General features: G+C 63.8%; 7 protein-coding genes. 2 read left to right on the top strand and 5 right to left on the bottom strand.

Annotated elements, in window-relative coordinates; all coding sequences use genetic code 11:
* Positions 1–660, bottom strand: a 660-nt coding sequence (locus IT350_00170; protein MCC6156438.1) for a hypothetical protein, incomplete at its 3' end; no start/stop codon positions are given.
* Between the two features lie 5 nt (positions 661–665).
* Entirely contained in the window at positions 666–1,742 is a 1,077-nt protein-coding gene (locus IT350_00165; GenBank protein ID MCC6156437.1) for a YARHG domain-containing protein, read from the bottom strand.
* Between the two features lie 85 nt (positions 1,743–1,827).
* Here IT350_00165 and IT350_00160 point away from each other — a divergent pair, with 85 nt between their 5' ends.
* Together IT350_00160 and IT350_00155 are read left to right on the top strand one after the other, a co-directional pair.
* On the top strand, positions 1,828–2,610 hold the full coding sequence (locus IT350_00160; GenBank protein ID MCC6156436.1) for a class I SAM-dependent methyltransferase: 783 nt from the start codon (positions 1,828–1,830) through the stop codon (positions 2,608–2,610).
* 4 nt (positions 2,611–2,614) lie between these two features.
* Positions 2,615–3,091: a hypothetical protein gene (locus tag IT350_00155; GenBank protein ID MCC6156435.1), complete on the top strand. Its 477-nt coding sequence runs from the start codon at positions 2,615–2,617 to the stop codon at positions 3,089–3,091.
* A 3-nt stretch (positions 3,092–3,094) separates the two neighbouring features.
* Here IT350_00155 and IT350_00150 read toward each other — a convergent pair whose 3' ends face one another.
* From IT350_00150 to IT350_00140, 3 genes are all read right to left on the bottom strand, one after another.
* Positions 3,095–3,691, bottom strand: coding sequence for a hypothetical protein (locus IT350_00150; protein ID MCC6156434.1), 597 nt, complete (start codon positions 3,689–3,691; stop codon positions 3,095–3,097).
* A 134-nt stretch (positions 3,692–3,825) separates the two neighbouring features.
* A complete protein-coding gene (locus IT350_00145; GenBank protein MCC6156433.1) occupies positions 3,826–5,418 on the bottom strand; it encodes a DUF2334 domain-containing protein in 1,593 nt (530 codons plus the stop codon).
* Positions 5,419–5,467: 49 nt separating this feature from the next.
* Positions 5,468–7,264, bottom strand: coding sequence for a protein kinase (locus tag IT350_00140; protein MCC6156432.1), 1,797 nt, complete (start codon positions 7,262–7,264; stop codon positions 5,468–5,470).
* Positions 7,265–7,726 lie beyond the last annotated feature (462 nt).

Genomic DNA, 7,726 nt, shown 5'->3' with positions numbered 1-7,726 from the left:
TGGAATAGAATCTGTAAATTCAAAAATTAACTTGAATTTCTTAGAGATTTCTCCCAGCGGAACACCTGCCCAAAATTCTAAAAAATATTCGTCCGGACGCATGACGGATACGCGAAGTCGATATTTTCTTTCGACGAAAGTTTTTGCGCGTGGCGCAATTTTTGTACTAAAAACATATCTATTATATTGAAATGTGTTGAACGATTTTGACGCTTGGTAAACTGGGCGAACAGGCATTCCATTGACGATCACTTCATGATTCGCGATCATCTTTCGAATGTCCAGAGGATCTCCGTCATAGGGAAAATCCCAATAGCCGCAGCTCGCCAACGGTAGTTCTATTGGCGCCTGAATCGCTTTATTTGAGCTGTTGTAATAAATGTATTTATCAGTTACATCATAAAAATATCTCTCCAATTGCCGAAAATGAACCGTGTGTTCGAGAAGAACCAGCTTGCCCACGATGTCGCTTTTCTTCGCGATGAGAGTGGCTGCGGATGTCGCTTCATAGGACGACGAAGCCACGCAGATTGCCGGTGGTCCGAAGACAGACCACACGATGATAACCGCCGCGGCGCAGACCATGCGCGCTCGATCTGCGAGAGGCGATCTGCCAGCGAATACCTCTCGCGGATTCGCGGTCATGCTCTCGACGCGCATGCGCCTCACTCCCCCGCACCCTTCAGCTTCTCGATCGCGGCCTTCTGCGCCGCCGTCATCCAAGACTCGGAGAAGGGCGCGGTCGACGGCAGAAAGTAGCCCTTTGCGTAGAACATTCGATCCCAGTCCGCCTTGGTGAACGCGAAGCCGCGCGACGCGTAGACGTAATTGCGCAGCAGGTTGGGCTCGAAGCACGCCGTGAGTTCCGGCGTGACGACCCACGTCTCCCGAAACTGATTCAGAGCCTCGCCGCAATCACTCGCCCGCTCGTCGCCGCCCTTCGCGGGAAACTCCGGCGCTTCGTAGGACAACCCGGCCCGGTATCGAAGTTCCAGATCTTTTTTCGGCTCGAGGTCGCGCATCACGACACGCAGCACGTGGCGCGGCCCGCCGGTGAAGTGTGCCTCGACATCGAAGCCCGCGCGCTTCTCGCGCTTGCCGGTCGGCCGGATGCCGCCGCCAACCAGCACCGTGTCGCCGTAAACGAATTCGAGGTGCGTGGGGACGCGCGGGCCGAACTCGTAGATGAACTCCGACGACTCGATCCGCCCGGCCCATTTCGCGCCCGTGCGAAAGACGTAGGGAATCCAGTGGCGATCGGGCACGCCGACCGAAACCTTGAGACGGTAGCGATGCTCGATGACGGTTTCGCCGCCGGGCGCGAACGCCGCGTCGAAGGCGTAGACCGCGTCGGCCTCGATGCCCTCGATCCGTGTCTTTACCAAATCGGTCTTCGCCGCTTTCCCGCCCACGCGCGTGGTGAATTCGTCGATCAGCGTTTCGCCGCCGAAACTCTGCGTGTCCTGTTCCTCGTACATCGCGGTCGTCGCGACGGGAAAACCGATCCGCGCGCGGATTTCGCGATCCGTCTTGTTGCGAAAGGTGAGTGCCGTTGTCACGAGCATCACGCCGGAATCGGTTTCGACGAACCGGATCGTCTCGCGCACGAGTTGCACGTCGGCGTTGTCGATCGGATAGACATTCGCGCCCGAACCGCCGATCGACGCGTCGTTGGCGAGCGCCGCCCCGGGGCCCGCCGCCGCGAACGCGAGCAGAAGAACGAGGGCGACCGCGTGTTTCAAGTTGGCTCCCGAGATGGGTTGGTCGTGTCGTCTTGCGCCCCGAATCCGATATCGGTCATCGTTCCGCGAGCGCAATCACTCTACCATGCGCCCGCGCGAAAAATCCAAGGGGAAGACGTTGGCGGAATCATTCAAGGATCATTTCAGTAAACAGGCGGCTCTCTATGCGAAGCACCGCCCCGGGTATCCCGCGGAGCTTTTTGCGGACCTCGCGGCGCTCGCGCCCTCGCGCGGGCTCGCCGTCGATGTCGCGACCGGCAGCGGGCAGGCCGCGCTGGGACTCGCCGATCATTTCGCGCGCGTCGTCGCGTGCGACGCGAGCACCGGGCAGCTCGCCGGGGCGACGCCGCATCCGCGCGTGGAGTACCGCGTGACGACGGCGGAGGACCTGGATCTGCCGGATGCGTGCGCCGATCTCGTCGCGGTGGCGCAGGCGCTTCACTGGTTCGATTTCGATCGTTTCTACGCGCGGGCGCGCGCCGTGCTGCGCCCGGGCGGCGTGATCGCCGCGTGGTCGTACCGGCTGCACGCGGTGAACGACGCCATCGACCCGCTCACGCACGATTTTTACGCGAACGTCGTTGGACCTTATTGGCCGCCCGAGCGCGCGCACGTCGAGGCCGAGTACAGGACGATCCCGTTTCCTTTCGATGAGATCCCGATGCCGCCGCGCGCCCTGCGTCTCGACTGGACGCTCCCCATGCTGATGGGCTATCTGCGTTCCTGGTCGGCGACGCAGCGCTTTGCGGACGCGCGGGGGTTTGATCCCGTGGATGAACTGACCGCGCGGATCGCGCCACTGTGGGGCGATCCCGAATCGCCGCGAACGGTGACGTGGCCCGTGGTGCTGCGGGTGGGAAGGGTGTGAGGGCATGTCTTCGGTGCTGGAACATCTGCGAACGTGGCTCGCCGGGCTGAACGTGCCCGTGCGAGAAGTGCATCACGAACCGACGCGAACTTCGGAGGAATCGGCGCGCGTACGCGGCGAAGAGCTGCGCGTCGGCGGCAAGGCGATCGTGCTGAAGGTCGATGACGTTTTCGCGCTCTTCGTGTTTTCCGCCGAGCGCCGTCTCGACAGCGGCGCGGTGCGTCGCGAGCTGGGCGCGCGGCGCACGCGATTCGCCACGCCGGAGGAACTGGCCGAGATGACGGGGCTGGTGCCGGGAGCGGTGCCGCCGTTCGGGCGGCCGATTCTGCCCTTCGACCTGTACATCGACCCGTCGATCCCGCGAAACGACCGCATCGCGTTCAACGCGGGGTCGCTAACCGATTCGATGATCCTGCCGATGGAGGACTACCTGCGCGTGGCGGGCGGGCGCGTGATGACCTTCACGAAGGACGCGGAGTAGCCGTCACTCGACGATCAGGTAGATATTCTTCCACAGATCGTCCCAGCCAATCGGCCCCTGATTGCGGCCGGGCGGGAACGGGTAACCGGTTTTCTGGTCGTCGCGCTCCCAGGGTTCGAGCGGAATCGGATACGCGACGGTCATTCCCAGCCCGTAGCCCTTGATGACGATTTCGACGCCAGCCTCGGGCGCGAGGAACTCGACCGACTCTCGCGCGAATCCGTCCGCGGTGGGGATCGCCGCGCGGCCCGCACCGGCGTTCATCTTCATCACGGGGCGGATCACGCCGCCGGCGAGCCCGTGGTAGCGGTACACGAGGCCGGTGTAGAGGAGATCGCTGCCCACCGCGCCGCCCGTCGCCGGCGCGAAGCCCGTCGTGCCCGCGCCGATCCACCGAAAGTCATGCGTCGGCGTGCCGAAGCGCCGCTCGAAACCGCCCCACTGAACATAGCCGGGCGCGAAGACGTCGAGCGCCGTCTGCGAAGTCGCGGGAACGGAATAGCGTTCGAGGTCGATGTCGGAGAGGGTCGCGGGATCGTCGCCGGCGAACGCGGCAAAGGGTGCAAACAGGATCGTGGCGAAGAAAACGACGAATCGCATCGCGGGGCTTCTCCCGCCGAACATCATACGCCGATCGGAAGTGAATGGGGAGGAAAACCCTCACCCCGGCTCGCATTGCTCGCCTCCCCTCTCCCGCCAGGCGGGAGAGGGGCAGGGGTGAGGGCTCCACCTCCTCAGCACCCACACGCGGCGGCGTCATCGTCCTCGTCGTCCGCCGCATCGTCATCGTCCTCGTCGGGGAGCGGCACCGGGTCGATCTCGATGTCGTCCGCGCCGGGCACGAAATCGCTGAGCGGCGCGAACTCGTAACCGAGTTCCGAGAGCCGGTCGAGGATCTCGCGCACGTCGTCCGGCGGCACGAGGTCGTGGTGGAAGTAGAACGACGCCACCGCGTCGCGCAGCACGGTCAGTTCGCCCGTGCGCAGCAGCATGTCGTCCACCGACGCGCCGGGCGATGTGAAGTCGAAGTAGCCGAGGTTTTCGGGGACGACCGGCGCTCCGTTGGAACCGGCGTGCAACTCGAACGGAATGAACTGCGTCGACGGCGAGAGGTATTCGCCGAAAGCCGGTTCGCCGCCGGGGAGCGCCGAAAAGACGAGCTGCGATTCGTAGATCGCGTCGAAGTATTCGCCGAAGACCGCGTAGTCGCCGGCCGAGGCGGCGTAGTGCGGCGTTTCCCACACGCGAGGCCGCCGCCCGCGCGCCGCGAACTGCGCGAGACCCGATTCCACGCGCCCTCTCGCCCAGCTATCGCCGTCCTGGGGCAGCGGCACGTTGGAACCGTCCACGACGAACTCCCAGTCCTCGCGCGACACGCCGCCGTCGTGCTGATGCGTATATCCGTGCATGATGATCGATCCGCCGCGCGCGCGGGCCCGCTCGACGGCGTCGAAGAACGCGTCATCCTCGGCGTAGGTGTAACGCGTGCCCGCGGGATAGTACTTGCCGTTCGGGTCCACGAAGACGGGCACCACGCCCATCGAGAACGGCACGCCCCGGCTTTCGAGTTCGCCCGTCCAATCGTCGAGCGCGACGAGGTCCGACACGCCCGGCGCGAGGTCTTCGAGGCGAACGAGTGCGCGTCGATGTTCCGTCGCGCCCGTGTAGAAAAACTCGTGCAACAGGTCGGCGAAGACGATGGACCGCGCGTCGCGCCAGTCGTCGGGAAATGGATTATCGGCCAGATAACACAGGGTCGGTCCGCACGCGGCGTAGGGCGTCTTCGCGCTCGAATCGACCGCCGCGAGCTCGGCGAGCACCTGCGCGCCGGGATCGACGGAAAGCTGAAACCGCGCGAGATCGCCCGCGCGTCGCAGCTTCCTCCCCTTGTACGCCACGCGGTCGAAGAGCGCGTCGTCCTCGAGTTGCCCGCCCCACACGCCCTGCGTGTTGTGCTCGCCGGCGTATTCGGTCCACTGAAAGAAATTGCCCGATACCCACATCACGCGCGCGACCCCGGCATCGACGTCGGCGAGAAACGCCTCGGGCAAGGGGCGGTCCTCATAGCCCATGTAAAGCGCGAAATCGAAGGCCGCCATGTCGCCGGGCTCGTACGCGCCGACCTCGCGCATGGCGATGTCCGTGGTGAAGTGACCGACCAGATTGTAAAGCCGATTCGCGAAGTTCAGCCCGAATCCTTCACCCGATTCGTTGTCAAAGTACACGATGGCTCGGATCGGCGCGGGCTGCGCTTGGACGACGCACGGCGCGCAAAGCGCAAGTGCGGCCAGCACGGCGATGGCGAACCGATGGATGGGCATGGCCACGTGATACACGGTTATTTGAAGAAGAAACAGCCGGTGTTTGTCATACGGATCAGGGCTTCATCGCGGCGTCCTGCGCGTGTTTGAGCTTGTTTTGCGCGGATTTGTTGTCCGGATCGAGCCGTGCGGCGACGGCGTAATTGTCCGCGGCGAGTTGCGTGAAGTTCTGCGTCATCGCTTGATCGCCGAGATCGACGAAGTGACGCACGATCGCCTGCTGTTTCTCGCGCAGGGCGTCTTTCTCGCCCTCCTTTTTGTACTTGAGAGCGCGACCGTAGAGGTCGAATGCGCTCGCGAATTTCGGCGACGCCTTTAGACCGATCGCGCCCGTCACGTCGCCGAGCGTCTCGAACATGGCACTGCCGGCGCGCGGCGAAAACTTGGGCAAAAAAATCGCCAGCACGACGAGCACCACCGCGGCTCGCAGTCCCCATGTGAGGACGTTCGCGACGACGCCGCGTTCGCCCTCGGCGCGCACCGCACGCCCGCGACGCTTCGCCGAGTTGATGCGATCGATGGCCTCCTTCGCGCGGGGGTGGTCGGGGTGCTTTTCGAGCACGCGCCGGTAGAGTTCGATGGCGCGCGGCCCCTGCCCTTCGCCTTCGAGTCGTTTCGCCTGCTCGATCAGGCGATCGGTCGCCAGTTCGAACAGGTCGAGGTCCTCGCGAAATTTCGCGACGCGGCGCGACGCGTTCGCCTTCAGAAACTCGTCGAGAATTTTCTCGGCGCGTTTGCGATCACGTGCGTCCAGCGCCTCGCGCGCGGCGACGATCGCCTGTTCTTCCATCTCGGCGAGCCCGGTGTACTTCTCGAACGCCTCGCGCGTTTCAGGGTGATCGGGCGCCGCGTCTCGGCGAAGCTCCCAGTCCTTCAGTGCGCGCGTGACATCGCCCACGGGCTCGACCCCGGCGGGCGGACGCGTGGCGATCAGCTCGGTTGGCATCTCGGGTTCGGGCGTCTCTACGGCCTTGCCTTCGAGCGACATCAGCACGTCGAGCATCGTCTGCAAGCGCCTTTCGGGGTCCTTTTCCAGGCACCGCATGACCGTCTTCGCAAACGCCTCGGGCAAATCCGGCCGGAATTTCGTGATCGGAGACGGGCTTTTATTCAGGATCGCGTTCATCAGCTCCGGAATCGATCGCCCCTGAAACGGCAGTTTTCCGGTCGAGATTTCGTAGAGCACGACGCCAAAGGCGAAAATGTCGGCGCGGTGGTCGGTCTTGCCGTCCCATTGTTCCGGCGCGAGGTAAGGCCCGGTTCCCATAATCTCGCCGCTCGCCGTCACGAAGGTCGAGTCGTCGCTCTTCGAGATGCCGAAGTCCATGAGCGTCGCGTGGCCCGCCGCGTCGACCATGATGTTGTTGGCCTTGATGTCGCGGTGAATTGCGCCGTTTTCGTGGATGTGGCGCAGGGCCCGGCCGACCTGCTGCGCGATCGATACGAGCTGGTCCACTTCGAGGCCGAGGGTGCCGGGCAGCATCTCGCGCAGCGTTTTTCCCTTGACGTATTTCATCACGAAATACGGGAGCGGGCCGTGCTGCCCGACATTGTAGATGGGGATGATGTTGGGGTGGTCCATGCGCGTGGCGATGCGGACCTCGGAGCGAAACCGACGCTCGAGGGTGGGGTCGCGGCGCATCAGGTCGTAGGGCAGCACCTTGACGGCGACCGTGCGGTCCATGGCGGGGTCGAGTTCGCGCGCCTCATACACCGCGCCCATGCCGCCCTCGCCGACCTTTCGGATGATCTCGTACTTGCCGTCGAGGACCGTGCCGGGACCGACCGGGCCGAAGTGGCGGACGTCCGGCGGGCCGGGCGGAACGGGTTTTCGGTCGGTGGAATCGGTCATCGCCGCTCGCGGTACTCGGAATTTTGCGCTCACGCGCCCGAAAAACGGCCTCTCCGACGCGGCGACGCATCGGGAGACGTGCGTTTTCCACGACGATTCGGGCGGGCGTGCCGCGATGCTAGAAACGCCCCCGGGCACTGTCAAGCAACGGAGGGTCGGCACCCAAGAGACGGAAATGGGCCGACCGGTCCGCCGAAACCCCGAGCCATTCGCGCTCTGAAAGAGCGCCGTGATGTATGGCGTCTGGCGTTCGTCAAAAAGTTCTTTGCTCCACGCCGGGACGGATTGACGCGGGTTTTGGTGTTGGGTCGCTTCGATACGCGCGTCGTCCGCGCACTCTAAATTCACAAAGATTTCTGTTGACGGCTCCTGTATGATTGTGCCATCCTTTGAACAGATTCGCCGGTGACGCGCTCGACACGATCCGAAAAAAGGCGCTTCGTCGAATGAAATCAATTCGGA

This window comes from Deltaproteobacteria bacterium (genome assembly GCA_020845895.1).
GTDB lineage: Bacteria > Lernaellota > Lernaellaia > JACKCT01 > JACKCT01 > JADLEX01.
Note: the sequence above shows the minus strand (reverse complement) of the source record. Positions and strands in the feature narration are given on the sequence as shown.

Coding starts and splice junctions, on each gene's coding strand:
- IT350_00160 (MCC6156436.1), top strand. CDS start 1,828: ATGCGCCCGCGCGAAAAATCCAAGGGGAAGACGTTGGCGGAATCATTC.
- IT350_00155 (MCC6156435.1), top strand. CDS start 2,615: ATGTCTTCGGTGCTGGAACATCTGCGAACGTGGCTCGCCGGGCTGAAC.
- IT350_00150 (MCC6156434.1), bottom strand. CDS start 3,691: ATGCGATTCGTCGTTTTCTTCGCCACGATCCTGTTTGCACCCTTTGCC.
- IT350_00140 (MCC6156432.1), bottom strand. CDS start 7,264: ATGACCGATTCCACCGACCGAAAACCCGTTCCGCCCGGCCCGCCGGAC.